The 15,155-nt window shown below is 49.6% G+C and carries 17 protein-coding genes; 15 read left to right on the forward strand and 2 right to left on the reverse strand.

Annotated features, from left to right (window positions below; translation table 11 throughout):
• The first annotated feature begins 27 nt into the window (after positions 1 to 27).
• The 15 genes from GW590_RS06320 to GW590_RS06390 all read left to right on the forward strand — a co-directional run bounded on the left by GW590_RS06320 (position 28) and on the right by GW590_RS06390 (position 12,482).
• Positions 28 to 669 (forward strand): secretion protein EspA, encoded by a 642-nt coding sequence (locus tag GW590_RS06320; protein WP_169402184.1) that lies wholly within the window; start codon positions 28 to 30, stop codon positions 667 to 669.
• Positions 670 to 744: 75 nt separating this feature from the next.
• Positions 745 to 1,548, forward strand: a complete 804-nt coding sequence (locus tag GW590_RS06325; protein WP_169402185.1) for a secretion protein EspA — start codon at positions 745 to 747, stop codon at positions 1,546 to 1,548.
• A gap of 99 nt (positions 1,549 to 1,647) precedes the next feature.
• A complete protein-coding gene (locus GW590_RS06330) occupies positions 1,648 to 2,523 on the forward strand; it encodes a secretion protein EspA (RefSeq protein WP_169402186.1) in 876 nt (291 codons plus the stop codon).
• Between the two features lie 71 nt (positions 2,524 to 2,594).
• Positions 2,595 to 2,969: a hypothetical protein gene (locus tag GW590_RS06335; protein WP_169402187.1), complete on the forward strand. Its 375-nt coding sequence runs from the start codon at positions 2,595 to 2,597 to the stop codon at positions 2,967 to 2,969.
• A 79-nt stretch (positions 2,970 to 3,048) separates the two neighbouring features.
• Positions 3,049 to 3,531 (forward strand): tetratricopeptide repeat protein, encoded by a 483-nt coding sequence (locus GW590_RS06340; RefSeq protein ID WP_169402188.1) that lies wholly within the window; start codon positions 3,049 to 3,051, stop codon positions 3,529 to 3,531.
• The gene (gene sctE, locus GW590_RS06345; RefSeq protein WP_169402189.1) at positions 3,531 to 4,964 is read left to right on the forward strand and encodes a type III secretion system translocon subunit SctE; all 1,434 of its coding nucleotides are present in this window, start codon (positions 3,531 to 3,533) and stop codon (positions 4,962 to 4,964) included. Before GW590_RS06340 ends, sctE begins: the two co-directional genes overlap by 1 nt.
• A gap of 24 nt (positions 4,965 to 4,988) precedes the next feature.
• On the forward strand, positions 4,989 to 6,071 hold the full coding sequence (locus GW590_RS06350; RefSeq protein ID WP_169402190.1) for a hypothetical protein: 1,083 nt from the start codon (positions 4,989 to 4,991) through the stop codon (positions 6,069 to 6,071).
• Positions 6,072 to 6,144: 73 nt separating this feature from the next.
• Positions 6,145 to 6,732 carry a hypothetical protein gene (locus GW590_RS06355; RefSeq protein WP_169402191.1) on the forward strand — a complete coding sequence of 196 codons (588 nt, stop codon included), beginning with the start codon at positions 6,145 to 6,147 and terminating at the stop codon, positions 6,730 to 6,732.
• 55 nt (positions 6,733 to 6,787) lie between these two features.
• On the forward strand, positions 6,788 to 7,207 hold the full coding sequence (gene sseE / locus GW590_RS06360) for a type III secretion system effector protein SseE (protein WP_169402192.1): 420 nt from the start codon (positions 6,788 to 6,790) through the stop codon (positions 7,205 to 7,207).
• A 113-nt stretch (positions 7,208 to 7,320) separates the two neighbouring features.
• Positions 7,321 to 8,616 carry a hypothetical protein gene (locus GW590_RS06365; RefSeq protein WP_169402193.1) on the forward strand — a complete coding sequence of 432 codons (1,296 nt, stop codon included), beginning with the start codon at positions 7,321 to 7,323 and terminating at the stop codon, positions 8,614 to 8,616.
• Positions 8,617 to 8,852: 236 nt separating this feature from the next.
• The gene (gene sctR / locus GW590_RS06370; RefSeq protein WP_408014916.1) at positions 8,853 to 9,446 is read left to right on the forward strand and encodes a type III secretion system export apparatus subunit SctR; all 594 of its coding nucleotides are present in this window, start codon (positions 8,853 to 8,855) and stop codon (positions 9,444 to 9,446) included.
• 14 nt (positions 9,447 to 9,460) lie between these two features.
• Positions 9,461 to 9,730: a type III secretion system export apparatus subunit SctS gene (gene sctS / locus GW590_RS06375; RefSeq protein WP_169402195.1), complete on the forward strand. Its 270-nt coding sequence runs from the start codon at positions 9,461 to 9,463 to the stop codon at positions 9,728 to 9,730.
• Position 9,731: 1 nt separating this feature from the next.
• On the forward strand, positions 9,732 to 10,505 hold the full coding sequence (sctT, locus tag GW590_RS06380; RefSeq protein WP_169402196.1) for a type III secretion system export apparatus subunit SctT: 774 nt from the start codon (positions 9,732 to 9,734) through the stop codon (positions 10,503 to 10,505).
• Positions 10,502 to 11,560 (forward strand): EscU/YscU/HrcU family type III secretion system export apparatus switch protein, encoded by a 1,059-nt coding sequence (locus GW590_RS06385; protein ID WP_169402197.1) that lies wholly within the window; start codon positions 10,502 to 10,504, stop codon positions 11,558 to 11,560. Before sctT ends, GW590_RS06385 begins: the two co-directional genes overlap by 4 nt.
• Complete coding sequence (locus tag GW590_RS06390; RefSeq protein ID WP_169402198.1) at positions 11,535 to 12,482, forward strand: lytic transglycosylase domain-containing protein; 948 nt, start codon at positions 11,535 to 11,537, stop codon at positions 12,480 to 12,482. Before GW590_RS06385 ends, GW590_RS06390 begins: the two co-directional genes overlap by 26 nt.
• A 17-nt stretch (positions 12,483 to 12,499) precedes the next feature.
• Here the strand turns inward: GW590_RS06390 and GW590_RS06395 are convergent, their stop codons facing one another.
• Positions 12,500 to 13,411, reverse strand: a complete 912-nt coding sequence (locus tag GW590_RS06395) for a dihydrodipicolinate synthase family protein (protein WP_169402199.1) — start codon at positions 13,409 to 13,411, stop codon at positions 12,500 to 12,502.
• Positions 13,412 to 13,533: 122 nt separating this feature from the next.
• Positions 13,534 to 15,135 (reverse strand): gamma-glutamyltransferase family protein, encoded by a 1,602-nt coding sequence (locus GW590_RS06400; protein WP_169402200.1) that lies wholly within the window; start codon positions 15,133 to 15,135, stop codon positions 13,534 to 13,536.
• Positions 15,136 to 15,155 lie beyond the last annotated feature (20 nt).

Genomic DNA, 15,155 nt, shown 5'->3' on the forward strand with positions numbered 1-15,155 from the left:
ATCTGTTATCTACAAGGAGTTTCAATTATGAACACTATCACTATTCAAGCGGGCAATGATGTTGCCGCAGCCACTACCGCAAGCAATGCGGTTTCAGAAAAAGATAAATATCTGGTAGCGATGAAGAACCACTCGCTGATGGGCCAGGGCATGTGCACCATGGGCGATATGATGCTGCTGTTTACCGAACTGGCCAATGCCAAGTTCCAGCAGATGTCGAATAAAATGGCGGTATCGCGCGATGCGCAGAATATGGCCAATAAAGTTGAAATTGCTATTGCCAAAATTGCCAAAGATGGCGATATGACCGAGCTGCCTGCAGACGTTATCGATTATATGCGCGCCAATAACATTCTGGTGGATAACATGACCATCGATGAATTTATTCGGGAAAATGGTAATACCTCTGAGGCGTTAAAAAAGGCCGAAGAACGCGGTGGCGATAAGAATTCTTTGTGGGCTGTGGATTATCTGCTGCCAAAAACTGCGCTGCTCTCCGTGCAAAAAGCGTTGGAGCATACTTCTGGCACGGCCTCTGACTTTGTGCAACAGAGCCAGCTGAAATTGCAGCAACTGATGCAGAACTTTAATACCGCGGTGACCATGGCCAACAGTATTCAGAGTATGAATGGCGAATCCACCAAATCTATTGCGCAGTCAATCCGTTAATAACAAGTAATCATAGGGGCTGGTCTATTGCCGGCACGCTAAGCAAGCGTTTTAATTTAAAAGGAATTTTCAATTATGAGCAATATCTCTATCCAGGCTGGCAATGATGTCGCGCAAACCACTGGCGCAAGCAACGTTGCATCGGCAAAAGACAAATATTTGGTGGCAATGAAGAACCACTCGCTGATGGGCCAGGGCATGTGCACCATGGGCGATATGATGCTGCTGTTTACCGAACTGGCCAACGCCAAGTTCCAGCAGATGTCGAATAAAATGGCGGTATCGCGCGATGCACAGAATATGGCCAATAAAGTCGAAATCGCCATTGCCAAGATCGCCAAAGATGGCGATCAAGCAGATTTGCCACCAGATGTTCTCCAGTATATGCGCGATAACAATATCCTGGTTGATGGCAAGACTATTGATGAATTTATCGGCATTAATCAAGATAACATTAAATTTTTAGAAGCCAAGCTGGACTATTTTGAAGGCAAGAGTGGTACGCATTGGACCCATTATTATCAAGATATCGTTAAAGATCTCGATGAGAAGGGCATTACCATTGATGGTATGAAAGCCAGCGAATTTTTAGAGGCAAACTCTTTTGAAGATACAGGCAAAAGTATTAGTCAGGACACGGGCAAGAAACTGCTTGAAGCAATGAAAACGCCGCCGACGGTATCGTTACCTAAAACTTCGCTGCTTTCCATCCAAAAAGCGCTAGAGCATACCTCAGGTACGGCTTCCGACTTTGTGCAGCAGAGCCAGTTGAAGTTGCAGCAGCTGATGCAGAACTTTAACACCGCGGTGACCATGGCCAACAGTATTCAAAGTATGAATGGCGAATCCACCAAGTCTATTGCCCAGTCAATTCGTTAATAAGCAAGCGAGTTAATCGCTAGTCACAGTAGCGGCCAGCGCTAACCCTCCGCTGGCCAGTTTTAATCAAGATGTTCATTTAAAAAGGAATTTAAAATCATGAGTCATCTTAATGTACAGACTGTAAATGATGTCACCCGTAATACGTCGGAAAATAATGTAGTTTCAGAAAAAGAAAAATATCTGGTGGCAATGAAGAATCACTCGCTGATGGGCCAGGGCATGTGCACCATGGGCGATATGATGCTGCTGTTTACCGAACTGGCTAATGCCAAGTTCCAGCAGATGTCGAATAAAATGGCGGTATCGCGCGATGCGCAGAATATGGCCAATAAAGTTGAAATCGCCATTGCCAAGATCGCCAAAGATGGTGATACGGCGGAATTACCTGCCGATGTCCTCCAGTATATGCGTGACAATAATATTCTGGTGGATGGCAATACCATTGACGAGATGCTTGACGGAAAACTCGAGGAGCTTATTGCTTCAGGGGATGTGGATACTCGTCAGCTTGACTATTTATCCGTGCTTATTGCCTTGTCGAAAGATGGCGTCGTAAATATTCCACTTGCCGAAAAGGTCAAGCAACTGGAAGACATTATGAACGACTTGGTAGCGAAAGGGATTAAAATTGATGGAAAATCCCCTTGGTCGTTTTTAATTCAAGACGGCAAGTATCAAGGATCCGGTAAGGGTATTGATATTCCGGTCGAATCTTTTGAAAAACTGAAGGACGTGGTTAAAGGCGAGCTGAAGAAAGAGCTGGCAGGTTCTGTGCAATTCAAGAAAACCGAGCTGCTCTCTGTGCAGAAAGCGCTGGAACATACTTCCGGTACCGCCTCTGACTTTGTGCAGCAGAGCCAGCTGAAATTGCAGCAATTGATGCAAAACTTCAATACCGCAGTGACCATGGCCAACAGTATTCAGAGTATGAACGGTGAATCGACCAAGTCCATTGCACAGTCAATTCGCTAATCGCCAGGTTTAGTAAAAAAGACGCCAGCGGTGTGCGAAATAATCCAGAAAACCAAGACAGGAAACAAGCAATGAAAGAATTAAACCAGCTGAAAGAGATGCTCGATAATATGCAAAGACGCCGCCTTGGTGTGCAAAAGCAGATTGCCGAGTTTAAGGTTCTTCAGGGGGAAATTGCCGGATTATATGCCAGAGCAGAAAGCGATCCGCTGGCGCTGAGTAAATTGCAAAAGCTGGATGCCGTTATGAATGGCGGTGAGCGCAAACTCCATCAGCCGGTAATTGAGAAAGTGGCAGAGGCGAAAAAAGTGTTTACCCAGTTGGGGCGGCAGATTAAACAACTGCTTCCCGAGCAGCAGGAAAGTAACGACGTCGCCCCTGCGCCTGAGACGGTGGCCCCGACCCGTGCACCTATTGCCAAAAAACATCGCCGTTCATTTGTTTAATAACGATAACCGGTAAACCAATACCTTATTAACCACGGCTTGGAGGGCGTGGATTGGCTTACCGTATCAAGGAGGATTTATGACTTCAAGTCAGCAGCAACCGCATCCAGTAGCAAATAATGACCAACTGGAGCAATTCTTTGCCCAAGGTGGGGCACTGCGCATGTTGTCCGCCACCTCAGCCGAGGATTTGGCGCAATTGGCAAGTTATGCCAGTCAGCTTTTTGCCGCCGGTGATTATGCCGCCGCACGCAATATCTACGTGTTACTGACCACGCTGGATCACCGCAATCATGAGTATTTACTCGGGCTGGGGCTGTGTCATCAACGGCTGAATGCTCATCACGATGCCCTGGATTGCTTTACTCGTGCCGGAGTCAATCGGGTGGCGGATCCTCGCGCGGCATTTTTTGCCGGACTTAGTCTGCGTTTGCTGGGTTGCGAATCGCAGGCGCATAAGGCCTTTAAGGCAGCCGTGATGACCAGCGGTCAACAAACCGAGTTTCAAGAAATCAAGGAAAGCGCCAGGCGGATGCTTGGCAATAACAAGGAAGCAGCATAATGACCATTACTTTAGATCGTTCTCTGGCAGCCATTCTGCCCGTTGCAGAATCAGGCGAATTTTCGGTATCAGCCCGGCCGCAGGCTGAACGACACCCCCAGAGCGCCGCCATCTCCTCTGCAGCCTGGACCGCAGTGCAAACCGCCAGCATTGCCGCCTTGGCGGTTCCTCGCGCCAGCGATAGCCCGGTTTTACGCGCTCAGGCAGAGGCAGCCCTGGGGAGGATAATGCAGACCCTGCCGGCCACTATTGAGGGAGCAGAAGGTAATCCATTAAAAAATATGGGGTTAAAACAGCTGGAAGGCGTTGCCGTTGAGCATATGTTTCTTGCGGCAACCTTGATGACCAATGAAATTCTCGGTCAGACGGCGAAGTCAAAAGGTGCCGTGCTGGAGAAATTGACGGAAAAACAGAATGATATTCGTCAGCAGGAACTTGCAGATTATAAAGCGCAACTGGCAGCCGAAGCCGAACAGCAGGAAAAAGCCAAAAAAGCCGGCATCTTGGGCGTGGTGTTTGATTGGGTTATCGCAGCGGTAGAAGTGGTGACGGGGATCGCCAAAGTGGTTGGCGGCATTATGAGTTGCAACCCGATGATGGTTGCCGGCGGGGCCATGGATGTTTTAGCCGGCTCTGCGGGCATTGTTAAAGCCGTCGCCAATACCTTGGCGTTAGTCGACCCGGATAATGCCGAAAAGTATCAAGACATTGCCGAAAAGGCAGGTTACGTCCAGTTGGGCTTTGAAATTGCCGGTGCGCTGGTTGATGTCACCAGTGCGGCACGTAATGCCATTGTGTCTAAAGTGATCCCCAACGTGGCCAAAAAAGTGTTGCAGGAAGGGGCCGAACAGGCACTGAGCGCTGGTATCAAGAGTGGCTCCAAGGCGGTGGTTACTGCGACTGCACAGCAGATTGGTAAAAAAGTGGCCGCCGAGGCGACGCAACATATTGGTAAAAAATTAGGCGACAAATTCTGTAAGGAAGCCATTGAAAAAATGGTTATTGAGGCGGTAGAGACTGCGGCCAAGAAAACGTCGAAAGCCCTGAAAAAAGGTTCTGAAAAAGCGGTGAAGGAGATCACGGATAAAGTTGTCGCTGAAGTAAGATGGCAGGTGATCACCGCCTTTGCCAAATCTTCCTTTAGTGCGACTAAAATAATGACCAACACCCGTCAGATAGTGTCGGGCGCGCAAGCGTTGACCAGTGCCGCTATCGAAAAACAGAAAGCGGACCTCAGAAAAGAGATTGATCTCCTGATTTTGGATCAACAATGGCAGCAGATGTTTTTCCAATACTATGAGGACCGTAAAAAAGAGATCGTCAAAAAAGTTCGTGAGCTGCAGTCGGATCAGGCGCAGGTCATGGAGGGCGGTATCCAGGTTCTGAGCCAGATTGCCTCTAATCAGGCACAGATGGCGTCGTCCATGGTGTAACGGGAAAAAGGAGCCAGGGACGGAATGAGTAACAATACCGTTAGTTGTTATCGAATTGCTTATTCACCAGCAACAGACTCGAGTGTTAACGTTCAATCTGCGGATAATTATCAGCAGAAGTTGAATAACCGGATGCTTGATAGCGGAATTAAAACAATTAACCGCGAAATGGCCGTAGAACTAATGGGGTCGCTGGCAGAGCCTGAGTCTATAAAATCGATTACTCATTGCCTTAATTCAATGTTTCCGGCCCTGGCGCTAACTGAAAATGAAGGTAATCAGCTGGCAAATAAATTACAAACGGCGATGGCCGATCATTTTGCCACGACAGAAGGAGAGCTAACGCCCAGTGAATTTCTGAACTTGATGTTTAAGTATTTAAGCGACCGTCGTAATCTGGAAATACAGCGGGATTTGCAGGTAGTCCCGCTGCTATATACACTGATGGTGGTGATTTATAATACGCGAAGTCAAGCTGCAGACCACGACTGGATGGCCAATAAAGCGCAGGCCGTTAACGAACTGGTGCAAGGGATTGGTACCCTGGGCAGTATCTTGCTGCAAAATGATATTAGTGTTGCGGATAAAAATAGCAAACAAGACGATAAGCTGAATGCGCCAGTAAATAACCGGGCAATACAAATACCGACGGCGAATAAAACGGCTGCCGCTTCACCCGCTGCCTTATCCGGTATGGCTTTTATTGTCCCTGCCAGTAAAGATAAAGGAGTGGCAAAACAGCTTAATCCGGCTGGCAATAATGCCGCTGCTCCTGTTGCGGGCAGTAACGGATTGTTTATGGTAGCGCAGAAGGCAAAGGATACGATCAATTTGGGGCATATTCCCCATGAGTTCACGCAACAGGTGAATGATATAATTGGCGTATTCGTCGCAGATAAGCAAATTGATAGCCAGTTGTGTGAAACGCTGGCTGAATTAAGCGACGTATGGATGAATGGCATTCAAGCTGCAGTGGATAAAATGCTACAGCAGGAAAAATTGCAGGATCGCCAGGATGCAGAAACAATGCAAATGCTGGTGAAGCTGTTGGCTAGACTAGCCATGACATTAGACGTGGCGCATACCGTATATAACGGGCCGAGATAACGCTTCTCGCTTGTAAATAATTAGATAACGTCCGCAGGACAGCGGGCATAAATACACTTAATGGAGAAATAAAATGACCACAATTAATCAAATCACTCATACACCCGTCACTGCCACTGAATCTGCCGCTGCCAGCAGCTCGGCGACGGCGGGCAGAGGGGCGATTGCCACACTGGAAAGCATGATCGCCATGCTGCAAACCATGAACAAAGAGATCCGCGATTTACAGCGTAACTTTGTTATTTCAAGCCAGGATGTTGCCGGTGAGAAAATATCGATCTTTATGACGACCAAAAGGGATGCCATTGAGCAAAATCATCAGGCTGCACGTCAACAAGCGGTAGGTAAAATGGTTGCCGGTGTTTTCTCGGTGGTGGGTTCATCAATGGGCGCAGCGTTTAAAAGCGAAGCAATCAGCAATGGAGCCGGTGGTATTGGCAAGATGGTAGAAGCTGGCCAGGGCCTGGATGCCGCCGATATCACCCGCGATGCGCAAAAGTTGGATCTACTGGGTGAATACCAGAGCAACGCCTCAGATAAGTTTAATAAGTATCTTGAAAATGCCGAAGATAAAGCCTCTGAGGCATCTCGCCAGATGCTGGATATGACTCGTGAGTTAATGAGTCTCCAGGAACGAATTATGTCGGTAGTGAAAATCTAATTGATCATTCAAGGTGGTAATGGCTCAGCCTTACCACCTACATAAGGAAATGAAAATGACCGCATCGAGTCTTAAACCTGACGTCGTCAGCCAATATCTTCTTGCTCATGGCTACCAGCCACATATCGAAACCTTTGGCAAAACTGATTATATTATTGGCTCACGCATAAAAACCCCGGATTTTGAACTGGTCTATCGTATGGAGGACGGGCAACTGATTATTTGTGATTTTATTGCCTGCCGTGAAGGCGGCCAGTCAAATCGCGCGGTGATTGCGTTTATAAAACTTATTCATCAAATCGAACGTGCAGTACCGCAGATGCGACTGGTACGCGGCCTGCAGCCAGAAAGTTTACAGCCGGAAATCAATGTGGTACGCCAGCGCCTGGCTAAGGCACTCATCGCCCAAGGGGCAAGCTGGCAGGATATTGACGGGGGATCCTGGCTGGTATATCCGAATAAATACCATAAATAACCATTTTGCCGATCTGCTGGCAAATGGTGCTTTTATCGCTTAATAGTCGCGATAGTTAACATGTACTGGTAAAACCAGTAATATTTAATTTATTAAATTAAAGGTGGTTTATTGTGTCTAAAATTACCAGTGCAATTTCAGCAATGTTTAGAAGTAACAGTAAAGCAGAGGAGGTCGCGGAGCCAAAAATCAGCCAGGCGCATAATAAAGCCGCCGAAGGAATGATTGGTCAAACGGTTGATACGCTCAAAAATGCGCAACCTCCAAAAATAACCGAAATGCCTGAGGCATTTAAACAAGTATTATCTGCAGCACCCGAGGCATTAGCTGAGGAAATAAAAAAGTATATGGCAGATAACGGTCTTAAATCGCTGTCCTTTGCCCAGGCCGATATTAATGGTTGTATCTCGGCAGTGCGGACTATTACACTCGATGATGAACACCGTGGTATCAAACTTGAAAGCAGTGACGATAAATTGGCGAAAGCCAGCATAATGTATTGCACAACGGCAGATCAAATGAATGATCTCAAACATCTGCTTTCAGACCATAAACCGATAAATCCAGACGAAGACGAAGCGCAGCCTAAATCCAGTTCAGATCACAGCCAGAATATACCCGCGCCGCTAATAGTATTACATGCCAGAACGAAGAGTAAAAGCAGGTTTGAACTGCCTGCTAAAAATAATAACCAGCCTCTGCGAGCTACTGATGAAATTAAGCCATTGAAAGATGATGCCAATAAAATACAGAGTCAGACGGATAGAGGTTTGGCAAACAAACCCAAGGGGATACTTAAAAGTAGGCCTGTGAATCAAACGCCGAATCAGGCGGGTAGCGAGATAACAAACGCAGACAAGGTAAGCTTAAATACAGCATCAGCAAAAAAGAGTGTCAGGTTTGATCTGCCTGTTAAAAGGACTAAGCGCCAGGCGCCAAAAGCACCAGATAATATAAAGTCAGTAAAGAATGACGCAGATAAAAATAATAAACCGGCTGACTTGGCAAGCAATATAGCCTCCCGGCAGAAAGTTAAAATCGATCCATCAACGGGTAACGGTAACTTTGCATCTCCAGGTGTGGAGAGTAAAAAAATCAATAAAACAGCCACCGATCTATTAAAAGCCATAAAAGAAAACGAGGAAAGAATAGCAGCCCTGGCAAATTTAGAAGCTGTAGCAGGTAATAATTCGCTTTTAAAGAGCAAGGCGGCTGAGCTAAGTGAGAAAATCCTGATACAACAAAAAAGGTATCAATATTGTGCGGCACTTAAAAGTAAAGGTGTGTACAAGGATGAACCACTTAATAACGCCCAGGTGAAGAGATTAAATGAAATAATGACCGAGAGCAGACAGGAAATAACCAGATTAAAGGCTATCAGGACGACGTTGCAGCAACAGAAACAATAAATTCATCATGGTAAGATGAATTAAAAAAGTACCCCCCGTGAAAGTCAGCGGCTCTCACCGGGGGGCTTTCAGTAAAAATAACAAAAGTCTTAATCTAAAAATTAGGGTCTGCACCTGATACTCCCGGCATTGGCGGTCGCGGATAATGTGGGCAACTTCCTTATCCCCGGACCCTAATAATGGCGATATTTGACCAACCATTACAGATGATCGTACTGCTGTTTGCGCTATCGATCATGCCGCTGCTCATTGTCTTAGGCACCTCTTTTCTTAAGCTTTCGGTGGTTTTTGCCCTGTTGCGTAACGCATTGGGTATTCAACAGATCCCGCCAAATATCGCGTTATATGGCCTGGCCATGGTGCTCACGCTATTTATCATGGCGCCGGTGGGCATGGAGATCCAGGACAACCTGGGCAGCAACCCGGTAAAGATTGAATCCCCGGCGTTTATTCAGCAGGTTGAGTCTGGCATTTTTGCCCCTTATCGCGAATTTCTTGAGCGTAATACCGCTCCGGAACAGGTGCATTTTTTTGCCGATATTGGCCACCAAATCTGGCCAGAAAAGTATCAGCAGCGCATACCTGATAATTCCTTATTGGTGATGATGCCCGCCTTTACCGTTAGCCAACTGATTGAAGCCTTTAAGATTGGTTTGCTGCTGTTCCTGCCTTTTATTGCCATCGATCTGGTGGTATCCAACGTGCTGTTGGCGATGGGCATGATGATGGTGTCGCCAATGACCATATCCATGCCACTTAAATTATTGGTGTTTGTGCTAATGGGCGGCTGGGAGAAGTTGTTGAGCCAGCTGGTCCTCTCCTTTTCGTAACCACGGGATTAATAATGAGCGAAGCGATGATAACCCAGTTGGCCAGTCAAATGATGTGGCTGGTGCTGATGCTGTCTCTGCCTGTGGTGGTGGTGGCTTCAATGGTGGGGGTGATGATCAGCCTGCTGCAGGCATTAACCCAGGTTCAGGAGCAGACGATTCAGTTTTTGGTCAAGCTGGTGGCCGTCTGTATCACCCTGGCGGTGACCTATCACTGGATGGGCGATGTATTGCTCAACTACGCCGGTCTGGCGTTTGACCAAATTACCCTGATGCGTGAATAACATGATGCAGTGGACTCAATGGATGCCGATCCTTGGCCTGTGCATGTTACGCCCACTCGGTGTGTTCCTGCTTATGCCGTTATTTAGCGCCTCCAATCTTGGCGGCATGCTGATCCGCAACAGTTTGTTGCTGGTGATCGCGCTGCCGTTACTACCGGTTTATGCCCACTGGCAATTACCCGCTGGCGGGGCCTGGGGTTATGTGATGCTGGCCATTGGTGAACTGTGCATCGGCCTGGTGATTGGCTTTTGCGCCGCCATCCCTTTCTGGGCGCTGGATATGGCCGGGTTTCTGATTGATACCATGCGTGGTTCTTCTATGGCCAGCGTGCTTAACCCAATGTTAGGGCAGCAATCGTCGCTGTTTGGCATGTTGTTTACCCAGGTGTTTAGCGTGCTGTTTTTGATGAGCGGATGTTTTAACGAACTGATCAGCGCCATCTACCAGTCCTATGTCACGCTGCCGCCAGGTGGGGCGCTGAATTACAGCCACGATGCGCTGGCATTTCTTAGCCGCCAATGGCAGTTGATGTATGAGCTGTGCCTGCGCTTCTCCATGCCGGCCATTGTGGTGATCATGCTGGTGGATATGGCGATGGGGCTGATCAACCGCTCGGCGCAACAGCTTAATGTGTTCTTTCTGGCTATGCCGATTAAAAGCGCCTTTGCCCTGCTGATGCTGATAATCAGTTTTAATTTTGCCTTCAATGGTTTTCGTGAATATAGCGCCAATTTTAGCCATTTAAGCCACAGCCTGCTGGAGGTGTTCCGATGAGTGAAAAAACGGAAAAGCCGACACAGAAAAAAATCCGCGATTCGCGCAAAAAAGGCCAGGTGGCGAAAAGCGCCGAGATCACCAGCGGCATGCAGTTGGTGATGGTGCTGGGATATTTCTGTCTCGAAGGACCGGCACTGTGGCGAGCGTTGCAAAATCTGCAGGAACTGGCGATTAGCGCCGTCAATCAGGATCTCTCCTTTGGGCTGAGCCTGTTTATGGCTGCCTTTCGTGACCTGATGATCCGTTTTGTCGGTGGTATCGCCGTGTTACTGATATTTAGCGCAATTCTGACCATTACTGCGCAGATAGGTCCACTGCTGGCAACAGAAGCCCTAAAGCCATCGTTTAAGAAACTGAATGTCGTCGCCAATCTCAAAAATATGTTTTCAATGAAAAACCTGTTTGAGTTCACTAAGTCGGTGTTGAAGGTCTCGATGCTGTCGCTGATTTTTTACTATCTGCTGCGACAAAACACACCGTCGATTCAGTTTTTGCCGCTGCATCCTATCACTACCGGATTAGAGGTATGCGTAAAACTGCTGTTTTGGATGTGCCTGACGCTGATTGGTTTTTATGTGGTCATCGGTATCGCCGATATCGCCTTCCAGAAATATGACAACACCAAGAAGATGATGATGTCCCTTGAGGATATCAAGCAAGAGAACAAAAACTCCGAAGGCAATCCGGAAATCAAACAAAAGCGTAAAGAAATTCACCGTGAAATTCAGAGCGGGAGTCTGGCGTCCAATGTGGCCAAATCGACGGCCGTAGTACGTAACCCGACCCATATCGCTGTGTGTTTGTACTACCACCCGGAAACCACGCCGTTGCCGCAGGTGATTGAGATGGGACGCGATAAACGTGCCCTGCATATTGTGCGCCTGGCGGAGAAAGCCGGGGTACCCATTGTGGAGAACATCCAGGTTGCTCGTGGCCTGGCGGCAGGAACCAAAGTCGGAGGCTATATCCCTGCCGAGTTATTCGAACCCGTTGCGCAAGTGCTACGACTGGCAATGAAAATTGATTATGACGATGATGATGATGAAAACTAACTTCAACCCTATGATTATTTTGTTTTTTTGTATACTGCTCAACGGGTGTGCCCAGCCTTTTCCCTGGTTCGGCGATAGCCCGCCGGAGAAAAAGCCCCGTCCGGCAGTGGTGTGGAACGCCACCGATCCGGCGGTGGCATCAGTGGCGGCATTAAATGCTTTTCCTGCCGTCCCTGCCAGCGTTGAGGCAATGAATAGCTTCCCGGCAGTCCCTCTGAACTGGACAACGGCGGAAGGTTCGCTGTCTGAGAAAGCGCTGGCGGCCAAAAATGCCGCCAGCGGCAAGCCGCAGGCTATTGCCCCGCCGCGGCGAACGTCGTCTGCGTTGCGCGGGAAAAATACAAGTCAGTTCCATCCGATGATTGCGAAAATTTCCGACGAAGTAGGGGTGGATGAGGATTTGTTGCATGCAATGATCAAAGTGGAATCCAACTATCAGTCGCATGCGGTATCGCACAAGGGCGCGCGCGGGTTGTTGCAGGTGATGCCTGCCACCGGCAAGCGTTTTGGTTATAGCAACTTGATGGATCCGGAAGAAAACCTGCGTGCCGGTGCCACTTATATGAAGTGGTTGATTGAGCATTTTGATAATGATTTAACCCTGGCGCTGGCGGGGTATAACGCCGGGGAAGGGGCGGTACGCAAGTACGGCAGAAAGGTACCGCCTTATAAAGAGACCCGTAACTATGTAAAAAAAGTACTGGGGCATTATCAACAACCAATGGCCGAGGATAAAAAAGTGGCTAGAGTATTGCCAAAACCGCCCATGCAGGCGCAGGAAAGTATCACCGCTACGGTAGAGACTGCGGAAATGAGCACCAAAGACCTGACCAGTAAGCTGCTTGGTTTACTGATTTCCCGTCCGAATAACTCGGCGCAGAGCTCCCATACCGGACTGACGGGTGAACATGCGGTACTGTGATCGCGGCAAATTTTTATCTAGGCGGGCAATAACCCGGCCTGCTGCAAAATAATATCGACCTGCGCTTTTTTGCTCTCACTGAGTGGTTGTGCCGGGCGCAGAGAATAAACCGGTACATCAAGGCCAACCCGTTGGATAGCGTATTTGATCACATTGTAAAATGGCGTATCCAACGCGTAGAGAGGGGGTAACCAGGAGAGTTGCTGTTGTAGCGCCACGGCTTTGGCGAGGTCATTATCCTGCCAGGCCTGATAAATGCCGCAGGTCAGTTGCGGAGCAAAATTGGCGCTGGCCGGGATCGCCCCGGCGCCACCGAGGATCAGCGTGCCAAACAGATATTCATCATAACCGGCGAATACGGCAAAATCGGGGCGCACGGGTTTGACGGCATGCAGGGTTTCGCGGATATGATTGAGGCTGTCTACCGTGTCTTTTAGCCCGACGATATTAGGATAATTTTCTGCCAGCCGTTTGATCACCGCCACCGGGATAGACTGGCCGCTGAGCGCCGGAAAGTTATAAATAATTATCGGTAGATCGAGGTTTTCCGCCAGATAACGGTAATGCAAATAGAGATTCTCTTCACTTAGCGGGTTGTAGTAGGGATTGACCACCACCACGCCGTCGGCACCGACACTTTTGGCGTGACGGGCAAAACGCAGGGTGGCATCGCTCCCAGGATGGGCGGCACCAATCAACACCGGCACGCGTTTATTGACATACTGAGTGCAGAATTCCGCCACTTCCAGCCGCAGTTCGTCGGACATATGGGCAAACTCCCCGGCGCTACCGAGAAAGAACAAGCCGTTAACCCCCCCGGCGAGGGTGAAATCAATCAGACGTTGCATAGCCTGGCGATCGAGCCGGGCGTTGGCATCAAGCAGTGTGGCAACCGGCGGGATCACGCCGTGAAACAGAGGTGTGGACATCGGGCTTCTCCATAAATGAACGGTATTATCATTTATAGAACGATGTTTCATTTTTATAAATAGCCGGGTAACAATTACAGCGCTTTAACCGGAGAAGTTGAAGCGCTGTCACATCTTTGCTGTTACATGACCAGCGCCTGACCGTCTTTGCGCGATTCGCTACCCGCCAGATAATGTCCCTGCGGATGACGCAATATCACCTGGGCACCGCCAAAACTGTGGCCTTGCAGCGGGTCCTCGACCAGCAGTTCATGACCCATGGCGCGCAGCGCGGCCAGCGTATTGGTGTCGAGGGTTGATTCAATGGCCACCTGGCGACCGGCTATCACCCGCCAGCGTGGCGCATCAATGGCCGCCTGCGGGTTTTGCCCGTAGCGCATAATACGAATGGCCAACTGTAAATGACCCTGCGCCTGCATTGGACCGCCCATCAGACCAAAGGACATCAACGGCTTGCCTGCTGCATCGGTGGCAAAGGCAGGAATAATGGTATGCAGCGGGCGTTTGTTGGGGGCCACGCAGTTGGCATGGGTCGGATCGAGCACAAAACCACAGCCGCGGTTTTGCAGGCTAATTCCGGTGTCCGGTACCACCACCCCTGAACCAAAGCCCATATAGTTAGACTGAATAAACGACACCATCATGCCGCTGGCATCGGCAGTGGTCAGATAGACAGTTCCGCCGGGCTTCGGCGACCCGTAGCTTACGTCACTGGCGCGCAGCGGATCGATCAGGCTGGCACGCTGTGTCAGATATTCATCGCTAAGCAGCTGCTGTGGGGTGAGCGGCATATGATCGCTATCGGCAATATGCTGATCGAGGTCGGCCAGCGCCAGTTTCATGGCTTCAATGGACAGATGCAGCGTTTGCACCGAATCCACCGGTTGATGGCCAAAATCCAGTTTTTCCAGCATGCCCAGTGCCATCAGGGTGGCGATCCCCTGGCCGTTTGGCGGCAGTTCGTGCACCGTGCCGCCGGCAAAGGATTGCGTTAGCGTTTCAACCCAGTCAGCCCGGTGATTGTCCAGATCCGCAAGGGTCATGGCACCGCCAAACTGCTGACAATGAGCGATCATTTTTTCTGCCAGCTCGCCGCGATAAAAAGCTTCCCCTTGCGTTTTGGCGATCAATTCCAGGGTATTGGCCAGTGCCGGATTGCGGAAAATCTCGCCAATCTCCGGCGCTACGCCTTGTGGCGCAAAGCAGGCGCTAAAGCCGGGCTGATCGTGCAGCTTGCTTACGGCATTTTTCCACAGGCGGGCGATAAGCGGCGATACCGGAAATCCCTGACGTGCATAGTCGATAGCGGGTTGCGCCAGGGTAGTCAGCGGCAGAGTGCCAAACTTTTTCGCCAGTTCCACCCAGGCGGACACGGCACCGGGTACGCTGACCGCGTTCCAGCCATAGGTCGGCATCGCCGTCTGACCGGCAAAATAGTCGGCGTTCCACGCCGCCGGTGAACGACCCGAGGCATTGAGGGCGTGGGTTTTTTCACCGTCCCAGACAATGGCGAAGGCGTCGCTGCCCACCCCGCAGCCGCTGGGTTCGACCACGGTCAGCGCCATGGCGGTGGCGACCGCCGCATCGACGGCATTGCCTCCCAGCATCAGCATGCGCATTCCCGCCTGCGCGGCCAGCGGTTGTGACGCGGAGACGGCATTGGCACCCATCATGGTCGGGCGCAGCGTCGGATAGGCGACGTTGAAATCATAAGGCTGAGACATAGCTACTCCTGAAAATAGAG

Source organism: Rouxiella aceris, assembly GCF_012933545.1.
Classification (GTDB): domain Bacteria; phylum Pseudomonadota; class Gammaproteobacteria; order Enterobacterales; family Enterobacteriaceae; genus Rouxiella; species Rouxiella aceris.

What these genes read in the sequence shown, in the direction of transcription:
- GW590_RS06320 (WP_169402184.1), top strand. Translation starts at nt 28, where the DNA reads ATGAACACTATCACTATTCAAGCGGGCAATGATGTTGCCGCAGCCACT.
- GW590_RS06325 (WP_169402185.1), top strand. Translation starts at nt 745, where the DNA reads ATGAGCAATATCTCTATCCAGGCTGGCAATGATGTCGCGCAAACCACT.
- GW590_RS06330 (WP_169402186.1), top strand. Translation starts at nt 1,648, where the DNA reads ATGAGTCATCTTAATGTACAGACTGTAAATGATGTCACCCGTAATACG.
- GW590_RS06335 (WP_169402187.1), top strand. Translation starts at nt 2,595, where the DNA reads ATGAAAGAATTAAACCAGCTGAAAGAGATGCTCGATAATATGCAAAGA.
- GW590_RS06340 (WP_169402188.1), top strand. Translation starts at nt 3,049, where the DNA reads ATGACTTCAAGTCAGCAGCAACCGCATCCAGTAGCAAATAATGACCAA.
- sctE (WP_169402189.1), top strand. Translation starts at nt 3,531, where the DNA reads ATGACCATTACTTTAGATCGTTCTCTGGCAGCCATTCTGCCCGTTGCA.
- GW590_RS06350 (WP_169402190.1), top strand. Translation starts at nt 4,989, where the DNA reads ATGAGTAACAATACCGTTAGTTGTTATCGAATTGCTTATTCACCAGCA.
- GW590_RS06355 (WP_169402191.1), top strand. Translation starts at nt 6,145, where the DNA reads ATGACCACAATTAATCAAATCACTCATACACCCGTCACTGCCACTGAA.
- sseE (WP_169402192.1), top strand. Translation starts at nt 6,788, where the DNA reads ATGACCGCATCGAGTCTTAAACCTGACGTCGTCAGCCAATATCTTCTT.
- sctR (WP_408014916.1), top strand. Translation starts at nt 8,853, where the DNA reads ATGCCGCTGCTCATTGTCTTAGGCACCTCTTTTCTTAAGCTTTCGGTG.
- sctS (WP_169402195.1), top strand. Translation starts at nt 9,461, where the DNA reads ATGAGCGAAGCGATGATAACCCAGTTGGCCAGTCAAATGATGTGGCTG.
- sctT (WP_169402196.1), top strand. Translation starts at nt 9,732, where the DNA reads ATGATGCAGTGGACTCAATGGATGCCGATCCTTGGCCTGTGCATGTTA.
- GW590_RS06385 (WP_169402197.1), top strand. Translation starts at nt 10,502, where the DNA reads ATGAGTGAAAAAACGGAAAAGCCGACACAGAAAAAAATCCGCGATTCG.
- GW590_RS06390 (WP_169402198.1), top strand. Translation starts at nt 11,535, where the DNA reads ATGACGATGATGATGATGAAAACTAACTTCAACCCTATGATTATTTTG.
- GW590_RS06395 (WP_169402199.1), bottom strand. Translation starts at nt 13,411, where the DNA reads ATGTCCACACCTCTGTTTCACGGCGTGATCCCGCCGGTTGCCACACTG.
- GW590_RS06400 (WP_169402200.1), bottom strand. Translation starts at nt 15,135, where the DNA reads ATGTCTCAGCCTTATGATTTCAACGTCGCCTATCCGACGCTGCGCCCG.